Here is an 18259-nt window from a genome sequence, read left to right as displayed (position 1 = left end):
AAAAAACTTCCAAAAAACAACTTCTTGCAGACCTCTTGCCAGCTCCTCAACACCGGTCGAAACCGCTGCCTCCCCGACAAGAGAGGCGTATTATAGGCACTAATTTTTCAGATGCAAGGGGTTGGTGAAAAAAAATTACAGACTACGCAAAGAGGTGTTGAAGCTTTATACTCGATGAGCATCCTAATGTGGTTCAGGGGTCTACCTACAGCCCTTATATATAGAAGGAATTATCCGTGCGTCACCGTCTGACCCATTTGTTTTCTTTATTCATTGCCCCTCTTCTTCTGGCAGCTGCTGTTCTCTTTATTCTTGTGTTTGAGCTCCTGCCTGGTGAGCTTACTCATCTTGTAGATCTGAGTATCTGGCTCTTTGCTTTAATTGGTGCCCTGCTTACCCTGAGTTATGCCCGCACGCGTAACTTTTTTGCCATCCTCTTTGTATTTGGTGGCTACCAGGCGTTAATGCTGACGATTAACCAGCCCGCCACTCAGGGCGCAGCAGCCATCCTGCAACCTGAAATGGCTTACAACCTGCTCAGTTTTTTTCTACCGCTATTTATACTGGTTAACTCCCTGTGGACGGAGCGCTTTCATCTTCTCCAAGACCTTTTGCTTCGCAGTCTGGTTTTCGGTCTAATCCTTACCATTACAGTGGCTGTAGCTCTGCGTTTCCCTTTGCAGCTGGATCAACTGTTCACGCCGGTTCACTACCCTTCTTTTTACCTGGAAAGTCTGGGACTGCCACAAATCTCCTTTTTTGTCTTTCTGATCTCTCTTGTTGTCCTCTTTATACAACTGCTACTCAATCCCCAGCCGTATTTTGCTGCCCAGTGGGTCGCTTTAACGGCTAGCGTTCTCATGCTGCCGCATTTTGCCGAAGAACTGATTCCACAGCTGGCCACCGCTATGGCCCTGGTTATGCTTAGTTTGGCCGTTTTGCATGAGGCCTTTCAAATGGCTTTTCGTGATGATCTCACCGGTCTTCCCGGTCGTCGGGCCCTGAATGAACGCCTTCAGCGACTGGGTCGAAACTACGCCATCGCCATGTCGGATGTCGACAAATTCAAGAACTTTAACGACACCTATGGTCACGACCTCGGGGATCAGGTCCTCAAGATGGTTGCTGCCCAGCTCAAACGTGTCAGTGGCGGTGGCAAGGCCTATCGTTATGGCGGGGAAGAATTTACTCTGGTGTTCCCCGGCAAGACGGCGGAGCAGGCCAAGCCCTACCTGGAAAAACTGCGTGTCGCCATAGAAAACTATCAGGTCAAGATCAGGGACGAGAAGAGTCGCCCTGATAAAGATAAAGAAGGTAAGAAGAAAAGATCGAAAACCGATCGCGACTGGGTCAGTGTCACCATCAGCATGGGTATTGCTGAGCGAGGGCCGGAACTGGGTAATCCCGAAGAGGTCATCAAAGCCGCCGACCAGGCACTCTACAAGGCCAAAAAAGGCGGGCGCAACCAGATCGCTTTGGCTAAGTAAAATGAGTGGTCGTCTGATCATCACCCCTTTCAACATCGAGCTGGAAGCGGGGCGTCCGGTCACCCAGATGGCAGACCTGATAACCGGGTTCAATCTGGCACCCAGCCAGCCCCTGTCGATACTGCGTCAGTTCGGAGAAAGCTGGACACTGGATCAGGCCTTCTGGAGCTTCACGCCCGCCTGGATGAAACAGTTACATCAGGCCCCCTACATCATTCGCAGCGAAAGACTGGAATCCAGCCCTATGTTCAAGGAGAGCTGGCAACAACGCCGCTGTCTTCTACCAGTGACGGGCTACTACATCTGGGCCCAGCTAAAACGCCAAAAACAGCCTTTTGCGGTTCGTCGCCCTCATAACCGGCCGTTTTTCCTGGCAGGCCTCTGGACCCGTTACCCGGTGGCACCGGGCAGACACTATGACTCCTTTGGACTGATTAGTGTTGCCGCTGATCCCTGGCTGGGCAAACTCACAGAACGCCTGCCCCTGGCCCTGGACTCTCAGCAATTAGCCGCCTGGCTTGATCCGCAAACACCCCTGGCACAGCTTCGACCCTTATTAACCAGCGACTACCCGCTGGAATGCTACCCAGTCAGTGATCTGGTCAAGGACCCGGCCAATCAAAGCTCCCAGGTTGCCTCGCCAATTGCCGAAAGGCGTCGACCTTCGTAAGGGAACTTTTACCCATTTTTAATGCCCGTAAAGCTAGTTATCGCCCAAGGTTTCAGGAACCCCTATGACCCGCATCAGACATCTTTTTCCCAAGGTACTCCTTCTGGCCCTCGTCACGGCCAGTCTGACTGCCTGCTCCCAATTCGGTATTCAGTCATTTATGGATCGACTCCCCACACCCCATAACAGCCCTGAAGATCAGCGCAGTTATCGCAGCCTCGGCCTGGACAACGGCCTGACACTTTTATTGATCAGTGACCCCCAGGCTGAAAAAGCAGCCGCTTCGATGAATATCGCTGCAGGCAGCTACCATGAACCCGAGGCCTGGCCCGGACTCGCCCATTATCTGGAGCACATGCTCTTTTTAGGTACCGAAGAGTTTCCCGAAGCGGATGGCTACCAAAAATTTATCCGCCAGCAGGGAGGCAGCTATAACGCCTTTACCGCTCCCCGCGCCACCAACTACTTCTTTGATATCCGCCCCCAGCACCTGGATAGGGCTCTGCATCGCTTTTCCCGCTTTTTTGTCGACCCTCTGCTGACCCCCGAATACCTGGAGCGCGAAGTACAGGCCGTGGATTCCGAATGGAGCGGCACCCTGCAGGATGATGGCCGCCGCCGTCTTGATGCACTGCGCCAAGCCCTCAATCCTGAACATCCCGCTTCACGCTTTACTGCCGGCAACCGGCAAAGCCTGGATGTCACGGACCCGCAACTGCGTCCGGCCTTGGTCCGTTTTTACGAGCGTCACTATCAACCCCAAAAGATGTCACTGGTGATTCTGGGCCCCCAAAATCTGGATCAACTGGAAAAACTGGCCAGAGAATATTTCAGCGACCTGGACGGAAATACCCAGACCAGCAGTGCAGACTGGCCTAGCCTGCTCCCCATAGAAAGCCTGCCAGCACGCCTGGATATCAAACCCCTACGCCAGCATCGGGAACTACAACTTCTCTTCCCCATCCCCGACCCGACTGAGCAGTATGCCAGCAAGCCTGCCAGCTACCTGGGCCACCTGATTGGCCATGAAGGTGAGGGCAGCCTTCTCGAACAACTGAAACAACGGGGCTGGGTAACTGCCTTGTCCGCTGGCTCCCAAAACCACCTCGGCCAGGAAGCCCTTTTCAGCATCACCCTGCAGTTAACCGAGGAAGGCGATCGCCACCTGGAGGAGATACAAGCAGCCGTATTTGCCTGGATCGACCTGGTGCGCCAGCAGGGTATAGAGGCCTGGCGCTTTGAAGAAAATGCCCTGATGGCCCGGCTTAATTTCCGTTATTCGGAAAGACCCGAACCTTCACAACTGGTCACCCATCTGGCCGTTCAGATGAAGGATTACCCGCTGGAGGATCTGCTGAGAGCACCCTATGCCTGGGACCACTTCAATCCTGAATTGATCCGGCAATACCTGAATCAACTAACACCGCAAAACCGGCTGATCGTCCACACCAGCCCCGAGGTCGAAACGGATCAAACCACCACCTGGGTGCCCACTGAATACCGGCTGCAGCAACCCCTGAGCCAGGAGGAGGCCAGCCTGCCAGAAGCTCCGGCTGACCTGCAACTGCAGCTGCCCGAACCCAACCCCTATTTGCCCCGCAATCTGGAGCTTTTAGAGGGAGAGAATCAAACCCGGCCCCAACGCCTGGATACCTCTGCAGGCATACAGGTCTGGCACGGTCTGGATACCAGTTTCGGATTACCCAAGGCCCGTATTCATATCAGCCTGCAGAACCCCCAGGTGCCCGGAGATCTCAATCAACAGCTGCTCAGCCAGCTGGCTGCTCGCTGGCTGGAGGACGAACTGAATACCAAAGGCTATCCGGCACGCCTGGCCGGTCTCAATTACCAGGTGTATGGCCACAGCAAGGGCATTACTCTGGTACTGGGCGGCTATTCCTCAGAACAACAGCGACTGGCCCAAGAACTGGTTACCTCACTACTCACAGGTCAGGTGACAGACGACCAATACCAACGCCTCAGCCAAAGCCTGGAACAGCAACTGCATAATCTGAGCCGCCAGCGCTTGTCCCAGCAACTGGTTCGCCAGCTTTTCCGCAACACCACCAGCCCCAGTTGGACACCCGAAGAGCAGCTAAACAACCTGCAGCAACTCAACAGCCAGGATCTCAAGCATTTTCTGGAGGATTTTACCCAGCAACTGCATTTGCAGGTTCTGGCCTGGGGTAATATCTCCCGCGAACAAACCGGCACCCTGATGCAAATGCTGGATCAGCAACTAGAACCCCGTATCGCCGAGGAACAACTGGAAGATCGTCAGGTTCGTCAGGTGCCGGCCGGCTACTGGAGTCAGGAGCTACACCTGGTGCATAACGACCGGGGCCTGCTTTTCTATATTCAAGGCAGGAATGCCAGCCTGGAAGAGGAAGCCCGCCTGCGTCTGATTAACCAACTGCAAGCCGCCGCTTTTTTCCATGAGCTACGTACCCAGCAACAACTGGGCTATGCGGTTTACAGTCACTTCTTGCCGCTACAGACTCTGCCTGGACTCTTCTACTATATCCAGTCGCCTGCAACAGCTGCCAGCGACCTAGCCTCAGCCATTGAAGCCTTTCTGCGCAGTGATCTGAGGCGGCTGGAAGATCTTTCCGAGCAGGACTTTAGCCAGCATCAACAAAGCCTGGTCAGTCGCCTGACCGAAAAAGACAAGCGACTGGCTCAGCGAGTCGAGGGTTTCTGGAGGGAAATCGGCCTGAAGCGACTGGAATTCGATCGCCAGCAGGCTCTGGCCGAAGTGGTTCAGCAACTATCCCAGGAAGAGATCATCGACTACTACATCCAGATGATGAATGTGGAGATGGGCTTCTACCTCCTGGGCAGCTCGCCGGATCGCCATGAAGGCCTCCTACCCGGCCGTGATGCCAAACCGGATAGCTGGCCCCTTCAGTAGGCTTCCATAAACTGCAGCGGCAGAATGGATTCCACATAAAGCTGCAGCTCCTGGAGAAGAAACATCTGTTGCTCATCCAGGGGCTGCTGGCTCATCTGAATCAATTCCTGCTGCAAGCCCTCCAGTGTCAGGCTGGAGAGTTGGGGTGAATTCATCTTCTGCCAGCGAAATTCATCCCAGCGTTCCCTTTCCGACGAAGTCAGGGTCTCCGGCCAGTTTCTGGCCCGATAGCGAAACAGCATCTCATCCAACCGCGGGTCTTCAAACCCCGGCTGTAGCTCACCCATTTCCTCGGGATGGCTGGCTCGAATCTGGGCCAGCAGCTGCTTGTCGTGATTGGAAAAGAAGGGGCCGGAATAAAGCTGCAGGTCAGGGTCCTGACTCTGCCCCTCGGTACGCGGCTGAAAAACGGCCTGAACCTTTTCTGTCAGGTCACCCAGGGCAACCAGCGCCTGCCAGTGGGCTTCATTCACTGCCAGGTCCATGCCCACACGGTTGGCCAGATGAGGCTCCATCGCCTTGGCGGGCAGAAGAACCGGGCAGCGATTGATGTGTACCACCTTCAGGGGAACACGAGCCAAGCCCTGTGCTTCCAATTCGGCAGCGGGGGTAAAAATTCTTTCCTGCAGCTGCTCACTGGTCAGGTCTGCCAGGGGAGCCGGATCAGCCGAGAGATCAAAAACAATGACGCCATTGGGATTGGTGGGATGCTTGGCCAAGGGCAATACCAAGGCAGCACAGCCCCGGCTGGCTGGATAGCGGCTGGAAATATGCAACAGCGGCTTGGGGTTTTCCAACTGCAACAGAGGGCTGACCTGATGCTTGCTACGCAGCTGCAACAGGTGGTCAAACAAACGCGGCTGCTTGTCTTTCAGCAGGCGTGCCAGAGCAATGGTTGCTCGAACATCAGCCAGGGCATCATGGGCAGCATCGCCATGTTGGATACCATTGGCGGCAGTCAAATCCTCCAGGCGAAAACTGGGCACCCCCTCTTCTTTCATCGGCCAGTTAATGCCTTCAGGGCGCAGGGCATAGGTTGCCCGAACCAGATCTATCAAATCCCAGCGTGAATTGCCGTTTTGCCACTCCCGCGCATAGGGATCAAAAAAATTACGATAAAAGAGATGGCGACTGACTTCATCATCAAAGCGCAGGGAGTTGTAGCCCAAGGAGCAGGTACCCGGCTGGCTCATCAGCTCCTGAATACGCTGGGCAAATTCCGCTTCCGGCAGCCCGTGACGGCTGGCTTCCTGCGGGGTAATACCGGTTACCAGCAAAGCCTGGGGGTGAGGCAGGTAGTCATCGGCCGGCTGGCAGTAAAACATTTGCGGTTCGCCGATTTCATTGAAATCCTGATCAGTGCGTATGGCGGCAAACTGGCAGGGGCGATCACGACGCGGATCGGCACCAAAGGTTTCATAATCGTGCCATAGGAAGGTCGTGTCTTGAGCCTTGGAAGTCATTTTCTACCCTGGTTAATTGGATACTTTGGAGAACTCCTCTTCTGGAAAGGTCACGTTGATTTCCAGTACCGAGATCATATCATGCTGATTAAAATCCACCTGCACCTGGTCGCTGCTGACACTGATATAGCGTCTAACCACATCGACAAGATCCTGCTGCATCCGGGGCAGGAATTCCGGCTGACTCCTGAAACTGCGTTCATGGGCCAACAGGATTTTCAGCCTTTCCTTGGCCGCACTGGCGGATGCAGGTGCGCCCCGCTGGAAAAAACCGGTCAGTTTCATTTCCGTCCTCCAAACATGCGGCTAAAAAAGCCCTGCTTTTCAGGTTCTACGAATTTAAGCGGGCACTCTTCACCCAGCAATCGGGAGACTGCATCCTGATAGGCAATACTCGCCGCTGCGGTGGTTTCGTGAATCACCGGAACCCCTTGATTGGATGCTTTGAGAATCGATTCGGATTCAGGAATCACGCCCACCAGGGGAACCGCCAGGATATCCTGCACATCCTCCAGCGACAGCATCTCGCCTTCCACCACTCGCTGGGTGTTATAACGTGTCAGCAAGAGATGTTCAGCCACTTTGCCACCATTCTTGGCTGCCTGGGTTTTGGCCTGCAGCAGGCCGATGACCCTATCCGTATCTCTGACCGATGAGATTTCCGGGTTGGTGACCAGGATAGCCTCATCGGCAAAATACATGGCCAACTGAGCGCCGCGCTCAATCCCCGCAGGCGAATCACAGAGAATATAATCAAAATCCAGGGTCAGGGCCTGCAGCACCTGCTCGACTCCTTCCAGGGTCAGGGCATCCTTGTCGCGGGTTTGCGAGGCAGGCAGGAGGAAGAGATCATCGGCGCGCTTATCACGGATCAAGGCCTGATGCAGACTGGCTTCTCCCTGAATCACATTGATCAGGTCATAAACCACGCGTCTTTCACAGCCCAGCATCAAATCCAGATTGCGCAGTCCCACATCAAAATCAATCATGACGGTTTTGTAGCCACGCAATGCCAAACCCGTGCCCAGGGAAGCGCAGGTGGTGGTTTTCCCCACGCCGCCCTTGCCGGAGGTAATTACAATAATCTTGGCCAAGTTACTGTCCTTCTTTTTATTGCCGGGACCCTCAAAGCAGATATCAGCCTGCTGGAGTCAATTGACGATACAGGAGTCTTTCCTTCTCCAGCCAGATGGTTACGGCACCCTCTCCGGCTTGAGAATCTCCATTGAAATTGGTTTGATAACTGCCAGCAATGGCGACCAGCTCAGCAGCCAGCTGCAGGGTAAAAATCCGCGCTTGACGATCTCCGTGGATACCGGCCAGAGCCCGCCCACGTAAGGGACCATAAATATGAATCTGGCCGCTGGCCAGGACTTCCGCGCCCGGATTAACACCGCCCAGAATCACCAGATCGCCCTTATCCTGGATGATTTGCTGACCGCTGCGCACGGTTCCTTCGTGCACCTGAGTACGCGCCAGTTCTTCCTGGTTGGCTGCATTGGCAGGCCGTTCCTGGGTATTCAAGGCCATCAGCCCCAACTGTTTGGCGAGGGTCTGCTGCTGGGGGTCAGAAGAACGCACGGCCAGCAGGCGGATATTCAGGCGTTCACATTCACTCTGGAATCCGGCCAGATCAAAGGCCTCCTGCAAATGCCCCAGCTCAATCACCAGAGGAGCCTTACCCAACAGGGCCGAGCCTTCCTGCAAGCGTTTTTCCAGTGCCTTGATCAGCACAGGCACCTGAGCAGTCATGGGCTGCAGCAGAGTCGCAGGCAGGGAGGTGCCTCTCAATTTCAGAGGCAGGGTTACCAGATTCAATCTGGGTTGTGCTGCATCAGCCATAAAACCTCTCCTGACGTGCGACTCTGATTTGCATAAGACTCCTCTATAAAATACTTCACCCTCTGGCGAGAGGCCAATATTTACAGGATTTTTTGTAGGCCACCCTGACCTTCCAGGGCAGCAATTTCTTCCGTCTCCAGCCACTGTTGACTGTCGATGCCCTGCATTTCGGCCAATGCCTGAAGGGCGTGAGCCCAACTGCAGCGGTTAGCCAGTAGTAAACCACTGACATCCAGAGTACCGCCCCGGTTGATATAGCCCAGCGCCCGTGTGGCTTGAGGCCCCAGATCCAGAGGGCGCAGTTGACCCAGAATTGCTTCCGGGCGGGTATGGCAGAGGAAAAGTCGTTTTTCCACCGCAGCAGGAAAGAGGGACTCGACCACGGCAGCAGGAGCCAGGTAATCGGCTTCACGCTGATCACGCGGCTGACGGAAGCGAGCCGGTTCCTGCAAATACACCAGAGAGGCATCCTGCCCCTTGGCTTGCAACCGCTCCCAGGCTTGCCAAGCCTGCTGCAACTGATAAGCACCGATCGCCACCAGTTGCAGGGGTGCCGTGGCTTCCCCGGCCACCAGCAGTCCACCGTCACGAGCCAGCTGCCCGGCCTGTTCGGGAGTCAGCAGTTGGGGCAGGGCGCGCTTGGGAATCACCAGATTAGCAATCTGGCCCTGGTGTTGGTAAACCTCCAAGAGGGCTTCAGCCGCAGAAGCAGCATCCGCCGGAAAGATCACACGGGCAACATCGGCCATTTCACCCAGCAGGGCCTCGGCCAAAGTAGGGTCCTGGTGTGACTGTTCATTTTTACCGTTTTCCCACAGGTGGGAGCTGGAAATCACCGGCAAGGAACGCCAACCCGGCTGCTCACCCTGCTCCAGCTGATGACGCGAAAAGATGATTTCCTGACGCAGGGCACCCAGCATTTTGACGGCAAAGGCTTCATAAGAGACCACCAGATTCAGGCCGCCCTTATTGGCCAATGCCGCGCTGACAACGGCCTCTTCGTTCAAGGCGGTGATCACCGCACCATCCAGGGCTTCATCCTGGGATATTTCCGGTGAAGCCACCCGATGCTTGAGCTTGGCCAGGGTCAGTTTCATATTATTGCTGGAGATTTCATCCGGATTACCCACCCGGACCCGCAGATGTGGGTTGGCCTTGACCAGCGCACAGAAGGCCACGTCCACGGCTTCCATGGGAGAAGCCTTCGTTTGCGAATCCAACTGCGGCGTGGCCGGTATCACAGGCCTTTCTACCTGACGGGCAGCCAGGGGGTGATCCCTTTCCAGTGGCCGCTGCTGTTTTTCATGCTGCTTGAAAACCTGTGCGGCTTTGTGAAGGACTTCAGGCTTCACCCAAAGGCGCGCAGCCCCTTCATTAAAGAGGCGTAGGGAATCGGCATCCTTAGAAGGATTGCCTGGCAACGGAGTACCATGCGCCCGATTGGTGCCTGCACCGGGAAAACCATAACCCTTGGGCGCTTCGGCAATAATATAAGGCAGGCGCGCCGGATACTGGGCCTCACCCTGGGCAATCGCTGCCGCTTCATCATCCAGCCACAGCTCACCCATAATGATGCCCCAGGCAAAAGCGGCCGGATCGCGCCCATCAATGATACTGGGCTGAAAACCATGATGACTCAAATGAGTGGCAAACCAGTCGGCTCCACCTTCCATCACCAGGGTAGAACGCTGATCGATGCGCCGCCCATTGGCAATCATGATCGGCACCACACTGCCGGAATCCTCGGCACGCCACCAAAGGGGAGCCCAGTCACTGCCTCTCTGCTCTTCAAAAGCTCCATCGGACAAGAAAGTCACCAGACGCTCATTTTTTTCACTGGCATGCACATATTGCAGCGCAGTAAAGCCCAGATAACCGCCTTCACTGACAGCCCCGGCCGTATTGACGTTCATGTGGCTACCCAGCGGCGAAGCCGGACGCCCGTCATCCGTCAGAGCATAGGAATAAAAATCCTGAACAAAACGGCTGAGCACTTCTGAATTCCATTCGGGATAGGCTTCGGCATGGCGTTTTTTCTGGTTGCCCAGCAAGAGATTGATGCTGTCGATTGCAGCGACACAATGGCCCTGCTCCATCAGCCAACTACGGGTAAAACCGGTCAACTGATTAGCCAGCATATAGCCCACATAGGCTGGCACCATATTCAGGGAGCCACCTGTGTGCCCCTGGGGGTCCTTCTTGAAATCTTCAGCAGCCAGCGGCTGACCGTCAATGTCGACCCTGCGCGCATAGGTCGCATGCACCACCAGCCAGAGACCCGCGTTAACCAACTGGTCAGCGGCCTTGAGTGCTTCCAGCAGTTCCTTGGAGGAGCCTCCCCGCTGTTCCAGCAAATCCAGCAATTCGGCAATCCGCACCTGGGTTTGCGGCTGATGAACCACCACACCCTGCCCCTCGGCCCAGGCAGCAAAATCAGGATTAGCAGCTCTTAATCTTGCGGCTTCCTGCTCGATATGAGACAGGTCTTCGGGGTGGTTCTGGAAACCCTTGGTCATAAAAACTCCTTGAAAGGCGACAACTTATACTGCGCGACCGGCGGTCTCATCTGTTAGAATGAGGAGTTTTCCCGTCGGGGCAGTTGATTTTTCTTCTAGTCTATTCGTCCTGATTCAGCTTTGCACCTGCTGGCGGAAAGACAACTGACTGAAAAACCGATTTTTATTTTTTATACTTCTTGGTAGCAAGGGCAATCTCAAGTCATGAATTCGCTGTTAGTCCGTATAGCACCGCGCTTTTTCAAACCCACGCTGGCTCATCACAAGCGTAGTATCCGCTTGATGGCCCTGGAAAGGCTGGATTTGAATGACCCTGCCCAACAACAGGAAGCCCTGGCCTGGTTGCAAAAAGAAACCGACGCCTCACTGTTGGAAAAAGCCCTGCCCCAATTTCCCGATCTGCAACCACTGATCGAGCTTTTGCATGACCAGCAACGACTGAGCGCAGAACTGGAAAAAACACTGGTTGCTTTTCTTGGCCAGCAACTGAGCCGTTGGACCCAGCTACAAGAAGAGCAACAGCAGCTTCTCAACAGCCTTCGTCATCCGCAACTGCTGCGCCAATTGATTCAGGAAGCAAAAGCGCTGGAAGTACGCCAGGCTGCCCTCCAGCAATTGGATACCGAAGAAGAGCTATGGCTGGAAATCGCCCTGAGCAACAGCCTGGCCAAGATTCGTCAGGAAGCTGCCCAAGCCATCGTTTCCGAAGCGGCCCTGGAAACCCTGGTCAAGGAAGCCACCGGTGACAAGCGGGTACAACGTCTGGCCCGCGACAAACTCAATGCCCTCAAGGCCAAGGAGCAAGAACTCCAGGATGCCTTGGAACAAAAACAGCGCCTTAGCGAACAACTGGCCCAACTACTGAAAAGCCAGGAACAACAGCTCTTTGCCGCCCGCCTGGAACACCTGCAACGCCAGTGGCAAGATTTGGCCGACTTTACTGCCGCCGACAGCCTGGAAGCAGAATTCAATCGCCTACTGAAACTGGCCCAGGAAGAGGCCCAACGTCTGGCTGCAGAAGAAGCAGAGCGCCAGCGCCAGGAACACGCCCGCCAGCAGGCCGCCGAACTCCAGGAAAAACTGCTGGAAGATCTGCAACAACTGGCAGAAGAAGCCCGCAACGCGGCACCCGACGCCATGGATACTCGAAGCAATCGGGAAGCACTCCAGGAGCGCTGGGAAACCAGCCTGCAGGCCCACCCAGCATCCAAGGCACAGAAAAAGAACTGGCAGACCGCCCTGCAGTTCCTGCAGGAGGTCGAAGCGGCTTGTGAGCGTCTGAGCGAACACCGGCCAGACCTACAGCTTCTTTTGATCGAGCCTGACTGGTCCTCTCAACAGTTGGCTGCAGCCCAGAAACTTCAGCAGAAAATTGCCTGGCCTGCATCGCTAGCGGTCAGCACGGAACTGCAACAGCTTGAGGAACGCCTGCGTCAGGCCCGCCCTCAGGCAGTCAAACCGCGTGAAGCCACCCAGCAACTGGATAGCCAGGCAATTGAAGCCGAATTGAATGAACTCCAGTCGCTGCTGGATGCCGGAAAAACCCGCCCGGCCCAGAAACTCCTGCAAAAACTGCAAGGGCAGCTGGATGCGGTTTCCGAAAAACAGCGCCAACCCTTTGCCCCCCGGCTGAAAAAACTGGCCGCTTTAACGGCAGAACTTAAAGATTGGCAAGGCTTTGTGGCCGCGCCCAAACGCGAAAGCCTGTGCGAGCAGATGGAACAACTGGCTGAAGACCAGAGCATGGAACCCCAGGCCAAGGCCGACCGTATCCAGGCCCTGCAACAGGAGTGGCGTGAACTTGGCTCGGCTGCAGCCAGCAAAGAACTCTGGCAACGCTTCAAGCAGGCTGCCGATCAAGCTTATGAACCCTGCAAAGCCTGGTTTGCCGAACAGGCGCAACAACGCCAGTACAACCAGCAGCAACGCCGCATCATCTGTGAAGAACTGGAAGAACTCAGCCGGGGAGAGCAGCTACTCCAGCTGGATGAAAAGGCACTCGATCAGCTACTGACCAAAATTCACGATGAATGGCACCGCTTCACCCCCGTCAATCGGGCGGATGGCAAGCGCCTGGCAGAACGCTTCCAGCAGGCACTGCAACCCATCAAGGATCAACTGCATCAGCTACGCCAGAAAAATGCCGATGCCAAGCGTCAACTGATTGAAGAAGCCCGACAGCTGCTGGAAGAAGACAACCTCCAGGCCGCCACCCAAAAAAGCAAACAACTGCAGCAGGACTGGCGTCAGCAAGGCCGCGCCCCCGGCAGCCTGGAACACCAACTCTGGAAAGAATTCCGCGCCGCCTGCGATCAGCTCTTCAACAAGCGTGATCAAGAGCGAACTCACCAGCAGCAGGCGCGTCAGGAGCAGTTCCAAGCGGCCCAGCAGCAACTGGAGAGCGCACAGAACCACCTGCAAGCTGGCGAACTGGAAGCAGCCAACCGGCTTTATCAGGAACTGAAACGCATCACTTCCGTACCTCGTGAGGAAAAAGCCACCTGGGAAGAAAACCTCGCCCAGTTCGCCGGGCAACTGCAAGAGCGCAAGCAACAGCAGAAAAATCAGGCCCTGCAGGAACAACTCGCCTCCCGCTGGGAAGCCCTGCCCCAGGATCAGGCAATCACTGACCCAGAATTAGCCCGCAAGCTGGCTATTAATATGGAGACCCTGGCAGGTATCCCGGTGCCTGAAGTCGATCAGGCCCTGAAGATGCAGCTACAGGTGGAAAGGCTCAATGCCGGTATCAAAGGTGAAGCCACGGCCAGTGATCGCCAGGAAGAAGCGCAGGAACTACTCAAGGATTGGGAAGAGAAAATCCAAAGCCGTCAGGGTCAGGAAGCCGAGCGCTTTATTACTGCGCTGCAAAGCCTTTTGCAATAAAAAAAGCAGGCCGGATGGCCTGCTTAAAAAAACAACGAATGATCACCGGGTGATCAGTGCATGAACTGACCACCGTTCGCGGAAATATTGGAGCCGGTGATAAAGCTCGCCTTCTCGTCGGCCAAAAAGACCACGATACGCGCAATATCTTCTGGCTCACCAAAGCGACCCACCGGAATCTGGGCCTTGATGCCCTCACGAATTTCTTCCTTGATCTTCATGATCATGTCCGTGGCGATATAGCCAGGAGAAATAGTATTAACGGTAATGCCCTTCTTGGCGGTTTCCTGAGCCAGCGCCTTGGTAAAGCCATGCATCCCGGCCTTGGCTGCCGAGTAGTTGGTCTGCCCCATCTGGCCTTTTTCAGCATTGATTGAAGAGATATTGATAATACGGCCATAACCTTCGGCCAGCATGTCGTCCAGGCAGTTTTTAGAGGTGTTATAAACACTGTCCAGATTGGTTCTCAAAACGGCATGCCACTTATCCACATCCAGTTTCTTCAGCATACCATCCGCAGTGACACCGGCATTATTGACCAGAACAGAAACCTTGCCAAAATTTTCACGGATTTCAGCCAGGCTGCGACCCACTGAATCAAAATCCGCCACATCGGCATAGCTGATGCCCAGGTCATAACCGGCTTTCTTCTGCTCTTCCTGCCAGGCCTTGGCTTTTTCTTCATTGGAATAACCGGCGACCACCTGATAGCCAGCATCGGCCAGCGCACGACAAATGCCCGTACCTATACCGCCGGTACCACCAGTAACCCAAGCTACTTGCTTATCCATAATTTTCTCCCTCTAGTGTGTTGTACTACTCAAAATTCGGCACTTAGGCCGTTACACAGACGCCCTTTCTTTTCTTTTTGGTCTAGGGCTTATCGTTATTATCCTGTGCCTTAATGACATTAACTTTAAGCCACAGGCTACAGATTAGGCCACTGATTTAAAACAATCTTTAGTAGTGTCTTGACAGGCTCTCAGGAATCGATATAATACGCGCCATCTGATGCGGGGTGGAGCAGCCTGGTAGCTCGTCGGGCTCATAACCCGAAGGTCGTCGGTTCAAATCCGGCCCCCGCTACCAAGATTCTAGAAGGCGAATCAACAACCAAGTTGATTCGCCTTTTTTCGTTTTAGTGTCTATAGACAGAAGCTTTATTGCAACCCAGAGCCAAGATTCTGAAAGTCTCAGCATTTGGCAGAAAAATTATGATGCTGAAATAACCCGCAAAGACCCGGAAGGGTTGTCAGGTTCATTTCCTCGTTAAAAATTACTTAGCACTGTCTACTCTGCCATGAGAGTAGACAGTGCAGATACTATCCCTTAAAGATATGGTCTCGATGATACGCAAGATAGTGCTCATGATCGCTCGTTATCTTTAACCTAGAGTTTTTCTTAACCCCAAGAAGATCAAGAACCTGACGCTCAATAGCGTTAGAGATCAAAATTTTTCCCTTGCCATCAAACGAAATCCAACCTTGATCAAATAGCCGATCTAGGTTTGGAACGAGCAAGAGCCCGTTATAGATATCAAGGCGCTCACGAGGATCTGAGCCTGACCATGGTTTGATATGGGATGCGACCAGCATACTTAGAACATTACAACCAGTCACAGCACAACCTCCCCAGTACTTGATCAGGCGCTTTCTAAACGCGCCCTGGCCAATCCGAGCGAAAGTTAATTGCTCTTTTTCAGTGACCTCAATATTTGGATTCTCAATAATATCGGCGAGATCTCTCTCAACTGACCTTTCTATCGGTACAGTTCCTGTCCCCTCTGTATCATAATCCCACAGCGTAATAACAGCATTACCCCAGTCGGGGGGTGCCTTTACCTCATCGATAATTCGGACACCAAGCTCGCTAGAACATTTTGAAAGCGATTTAGCCAAGTGTACGTTAGCGGAATAGTGGCGACCTGATCCTCGCCCCCCTTCACCGTATTCGTCCACCACCTCCTGGTAAACATCTGGATAACGGCGAGCAAAAAGGTTCACGAAGTGCTTTGTAGTAAAACGATATCCATCAAGGTCTGGCAGCACACCAGCAATGACATTTTGTTCGATCTGTTTCATGCGCATCCTCTCGAAAACAAACCATCAAGTAGCTACCTCAGGCAAGGTTTCAAATTCAGTTAACCGTACGAGATGCTTCTCCTTCTAACGCTTGCAGCATGCCCGCCTACGGAATGGAGCCTAAGGCACAATGTAGTAGACGTTGCCGGGCATGCACTGGTTACACGAAAATCACCACTGGTCCCGCCGCCATTGTTTTTCGGACAAAGCCTCTTCTAGATTGGGCTCTTTCCCCGTACCATCATTTAGGCTCACTATAGTGGCAATGCTCATCGTACCCACCGGTTGCGACTCGTCCGCTTTACGGCTACTCATGAGATGGTGAAGGACTGTTCTCTCAATTCCTGTGGGAAGGTCAGCTTTTACACGCCGCAATATTGGTCTAATGGTATCTAGTACTTCCTGACCATACCCAATGGCTTCTTCGCGGGACGGAATTTTACCTTTATGAACCACCTCGTTTCGAAACTTTATCTGTTTTTGCCGGAGTAGCGGCGGGCTCTCGGAAAAATATTTCAGATAAAGAAAAACAAAGGCTCCAAGTTGACGCTCTGACTGAGACGAAACCATTTTCCAAGATTCAGTGATTGCGCTTTCTTCTAATCCATCTTGAAAAAGGGCGGCCTTAATAAAGAATTCGTAGAACCGTTCGAGGCTTGAGGTAAATGAGGCAACAGCCTCTCGGTAGTAACCGTCAAGAATTGCGTAAGCTCCTAAATCAAAAAGCACCTCGAACTTCTGCTCTTGCAATACCGTTACTGTGGTATGGCCTTTTTCACAGGTGAACTCATAACGCCCGTCGTCTCTAAGCTCTACGTACTTAGGATAAGGCGGATGACTGTTGGCACCCTCACCAAAGGTGCACTTCATGCAAGTAAAAGGTAATCTCAAGTCAGAAACTCCAAATTTTCAGGCGCCCCGCCGTGTAACGCCTCACATCAGCCGACCAAAATGTGAAATGTGATGAGCGATTGTGGCAAGCTGAAAGCAGCCACAAACAAGCAGCGCATTTTGGGTAGGACTGGATGTGATTGTTATGCATGATTATTTTCTGATTGGTATTGATGACATCTGCAACTTATCACTTATACCCAGCTCTGCAAGCCTAGCCACCAATGATTCCTTATGTTGCTCTTCAATATGAGGGCCTAAGTTAACCGAATGAATCAATTTAGGAAGAAAATCTGATAGACCTCTGTAACCAATTGCATTTGCACCAAAAGCGAAAGGAGTGTACTGGGTTATGCCATTTGGATGATCATACAAATAATCAGATCCAGACCATGTTTTGTTAATTGGTATATGTGTAAACAGTCTGTACTCGCCCTCACCATGAAATGATGGATGCTTATGCGACATCAAGAAATCACTAACGGAATAATATATAAGCGACCGCAGCATGGAGCGTTCTAAGTCATCCACTGCTTCCAAATATGCATCAATAACTTGATTGCCAAGTATCTGCAAGCAATCACAGCGATCACCTTGATAACAGACTTTCACAAATCCTGTTTCATAGGCTCCCGCATTGGGTATAAAGTGCCCAAAACAATCCGAAGCCACAGCCAATAGTTTACTATTGAATCTTATTTCTACCCCCGCTGCATTATCACCGTATAATCTCCACATATTCGCATCATCGTGATAGATCGAGAAGCAGGTAGCCATAACTATTTTATTTCTAACGGATGATACGCAATCTTGTGCTTTATCATTGTTTACAGAATTACCCAGCAAGTTATTGATGTCTTGGCGTATTATGCTGGGGAATTCTTTGTACAAAGGATGCTCTATTTCCAAATTATCAGCGCCATCGTTCAGTGCATTAATGGCATACAATAGCTCACTTTTATCATTCATTTTTCTAATATCTGTGAGCCACATAATACAATTTTCAAAGATTTTTATTGCCACTTCACTAGAGCAATAGTGTGACAATCTATCTGGCTGTAGACTTTGATGATTTCTTCTGGCTGCATTAAATGAGTTTTCCATTGCCATATAAAATGGCAAGCCTTGTTGTCTGTCCCTAAATACTTTCAGGGCTTTTTTGTATGGATTAATACTCATATCTATTAGATTTGAATTACGTTACCGTTCACGCATAACATTTTTATTCATAAGCACCCCTCGTTATTTTTAACCTATCGAAGGTGGCATCTGTTCTTAATGCATTGATTTTTTGCTATTAATTTAGCACAAACCTGCTGACTATTTGCCTGTAAAACTGTGCATGCACCCCCTCCTTGTTTGCTTTGCTCACTATCTCCGTAGCTGCTTTTTCAACCCATTGAGTACCTTGGTCTTTTTGGATTTCTCTCCGATCTTTTGCGCATTTCTGGCAGACAAGGTGTGCTGGCTTAGGTTTCTGCTTTTACGCTACCGCCCGAGGGAAGGGGTCAGGGA

13 protein-coding genes and 1 tRNA gene are annotated in these 18259 nt (G+C 52.8%); 5 read left to right on the top strand and 9 right to left on the bottom strand.

Going from position 1 to position 18259, the window contains the following annotated elements:
- Positions 1–236: 236 nt before the first annotated feature.
- The 3 genes from DFK18_RS04815 (at position 237) to DFK18_RS04805 (ending at position 5068) form a co-directional block, all read left to right on the top strand.
- The gene (locus tag DFK18_RS04815) at positions 237–1487 is read left to right on the top strand and encodes a GGDEF domain-containing protein (protein ID WP_114417073.1); all 1251 of its coding nucleotides are present in this window, start codon (positions 237–239) and stop codon (positions 1485–1487) included.
- 1 nt (position 1488) lies between these two features.
- Entirely contained in the window at positions 1489–2157 is a 669-nt protein-coding gene (locus tag DFK18_RS04810; RefSeq protein WP_114417072.1) for an SOS response-associated peptidase, read from the top strand.
- A 64-nt stretch (positions 2158–2221) separates the two neighbouring features.
- The gene (locus DFK18_RS04805) at positions 2222–5068 is read left to right on the top strand and encodes an insulinase family protein (protein WP_114417071.1); all 2847 of its coding nucleotides are present in this window, start codon (positions 2222–2224) and stop codon (positions 5066–5068) included.
- On the opposite strand, the gene sbcB is transcribed toward DFK18_RS04805, so the two are convergent.
- From sbcB to DFK18_RS04780, 5 genes are all read right to left on the bottom strand, one after another.
- Positions 5062–6531, bottom strand: a complete 1470-nt coding sequence (gene sbcB, locus DFK18_RS04800; protein WP_114417070.1) for an exodeoxyribonuclease I — start codon at positions 6529–6531, stop codon at positions 5062–5064. The two genes, DFK18_RS04805 and sbcB, sit on opposite strands and share 7 nt — an antisense overlap.
- 12 nt (positions 6532–6543) lie before the next feature.
- Positions 6544–6816 (bottom strand): cell division topological specificity factor MinE, encoded by a 273-nt coding sequence (gene minE, locus DFK18_RS04795; protein ID WP_114417069.1) that lies wholly within the window; start codon positions 6814–6816, stop codon positions 6544–6546.
- Positions 6813–7625, bottom strand: coding sequence for a septum site-determining protein MinD (minD, locus tag DFK18_RS04790; RefSeq protein WP_114417068.1), 813 nt, complete (start codon positions 7623–7625; stop codon positions 6813–6815). Before minD ends, minE begins: the two co-directional genes overlap by 4 nt.
- Before the next feature lie 43 nt (positions 7626–7668).
- Positions 7669–8373, bottom strand: a complete 705-nt coding sequence (minC, locus tag DFK18_RS04785; RefSeq protein ID WP_114417067.1) for a septum site-determining protein MinC — start codon at positions 8371–8373, stop codon at positions 7669–7671.
- Positions 8374–8453: 80 nt separating this feature from the next.
- On the bottom strand, positions 8454–10889 hold the full coding sequence (locus DFK18_RS04780) for a phosphoketolase family protein (protein ID WP_114417066.1): 2436 nt from the start codon (positions 10887–10889) through the stop codon (positions 8454–8456).
- 204 nt (positions 10890–11093) lie between these two features.
- On the opposite strand from DFK18_RS04780, the gene DFK18_RS04775 reads away from it, so the two are divergent.
- Complete coding sequence (locus tag DFK18_RS04775; RefSeq protein ID WP_114417065.1) at positions 11094–13772, top strand: DUF349 domain-containing protein; 2679 nt, start codon at positions 11094–11096, stop codon at positions 13770–13772.
- 53 nt (positions 13773–13825) lie between these two features.
- Here DFK18_RS04775 and phbB read toward each other — a convergent pair whose 3' ends face one another.
- Entirely contained in the window at positions 13826–14563 is a 738-nt protein-coding gene (gene phbB / locus DFK18_RS04770; RefSeq protein WP_114417064.1) for an acetoacetyl-CoA reductase, read from the bottom strand.
- 221 nt (positions 14564–14784) lie between these two features.
- Between phbB and DFK18_RS04765 the strand changes: the two genes are divergently transcribed.
- Positions 14785–14861, top strand: a tRNA-Met gene (locus DFK18_RS04765).
- 233 nt (positions 14862–15094) lie between these two features.
- Here DFK18_RS04765 and DFK18_RS04760 read toward each other — a convergent pair.
- The 3 genes from DFK18_RS04760 to DFK18_RS04750 form a co-directional block, all read right to left on the bottom strand.
- Positions 15095–15853, bottom strand: coding sequence for an HNH endonuclease (locus DFK18_RS04760; protein WP_162299692.1), 759 nt, complete (start codon positions 15851–15853; stop codon positions 15095–15097).
- 171 nt (positions 15854–16024) lie between these two features.
- The gene (locus DFK18_RS04755) at positions 16025–16744 is read right to left on the bottom strand and encodes a hypothetical protein (protein ID WP_218563898.1); all 720 of its coding nucleotides are present in this window, start codon (positions 16742–16744) and stop codon (positions 16025–16027) included.
- 153 nt (positions 16745–16897) lie between these two features.
- A complete protein-coding gene (locus tag DFK18_RS04750; protein ID WP_114417061.1) occupies positions 16898–17923 on the bottom strand; it encodes a DUF2971 domain-containing protein in 1026 nt (341 codons plus the stop codon).
- Positions 17924–18259 lie beyond the last annotated feature (336 nt).

The organism is Marinospirillum perlucidum (assembly GCF_003336805.1).
GTDB lineage: Bacteria > Pseudomonadota > Gammaproteobacteria > Pseudomonadales > Halomonadaceae > Marinospirillum > Marinospirillum perlucidum.
This window is presented reverse-complemented; position numbering and strand designations above follow the sequence as displayed.

Coding starts and splice junctions, on each gene's coding strand:
- DFK18_RS04750 (WP_114417061.1), bottom strand. CDS start 17,923: ATGAGTATTAATCCATACAAAAAAGCCCTGAAAGTATTTAGGGACAGA.
- DFK18_RS04780 (WP_114417066.1), bottom strand. CDS start 10,889: ATGACCAAGGGTTTCCAGAACCACCCCGAAGACCTGTCTCATATCGAG.
- sbcB (WP_114417070.1), bottom strand. CDS start 6,531: ATGACTTCCAAGGCTCAAGACACGACCTTCCTATGGCACGATTATGAA.
- DFK18_RS04810 (WP_114417072.1), top strand. CDS start 1,489: ATGAGTGGTCGTCTGATCATCACCCCTTTCAACATCGAGCTGGAAGCG.
- minC (WP_114417067.1), bottom strand. CDS start 8,373: ATGGCTGATGCAGCACAACCCAGATTGAATCTGGTAACCCTGCCTCTG.
- minE (WP_114417069.1), bottom strand. CDS start 6,816: ATGAAACTGACCGGTTTTTTCCAGCGGGGCGCACCTGCATCCGCCAGT.
- DFK18_RS04760 (WP_162299692.1), bottom strand. CDS start 15,853: ATGAAACAGATCGAACAAAATGTCATTGCTGGTGTGCTGCCAGACCTT.
- phbB (WP_114417064.1), bottom strand. CDS start 14,563: ATGGATAAGCAAGTAGCTTGGGTTACTGGTGGTACCGGCGGTATAGGT.
- DFK18_RS04805 (WP_114417071.1), top strand. CDS start 2,222: ATGACCCGCATCAGACATCTTTTTCCCAAGGTACTCCTTCTGGCCCTC.
- DFK18_RS04775 (WP_114417065.1), top strand. CDS start 11,094: ATGAATTCGCTGTTAGTCCGTATAGCACCGCGCTTTTTCAAACCCACG.